1 protein-coding gene is annotated in these 528 nt (G+C 64.6%); it reads right to left on the minus strand.

Features of this window, described 5'->3' with window-relative positions:
• Positions 1 to 27: 27 nt before the first annotated feature.
• Positions 28 to 528 (minus strand): hypothetical protein (locus tag OR16_RS44350; RefSeq protein WP_006165033.1); only part of this gene is annotated, 501 nt, incomplete at its 5' end.

Consider the following 528-nt stretch of genomic DNA (forward strand, 5'->3'; position numbering starts at 1 on the left):
ACCGCAAACCGCAAACCGCAAACAGCCCTACATCCTAACCACCACCTCCAACTCAATCCGCATCGCGGCCAGCATCACCCGAAACGCCGATACCGTATTCCCCGGGCTCTCCGTAACGGCACAAACAACCCGACCCGTACCGCTTGTCGTCATGGGCGCCAGCGCTTCCACCGATGCGCGCACCGGATCGACAAAGGTCTTGCCGGGGAACAAGCGCTGGAAGTAATCGCCGAGCCAGGGCAGATGCGTGGACGACAAGGTGAACACATCGATCTCCGGCTGCGCGGCCAGGATCGCGCCAAGGAAGGCGTCGACTTCGGCGCCGGCGCGCGCCGGATCGCTGAGGAAGACCCCCGATTCCACCAGTTCGACCAGTGCCGATGCATTGAACGAAGACGCTCGCCCGCGCCCCCGGCTAGCCGTGGCGATGTACTCGCCAAGCTCGGGGCTTTCTACCAAGGATCGCACCCCCAGTACGCCGATATGCCCGGACTTCGAGCGCGCCGAGGGCTTCGGCAACCGGCGGCA

This window comes from Cupriavidus basilensis OR16 (genome assembly GCF_000243095.1).
Classification (GTDB): Bacteria; Pseudomonadota; Gammaproteobacteria; order Burkholderiales; family Burkholderiaceae; genus Cupriavidus; species Cupriavidus basilensis_D.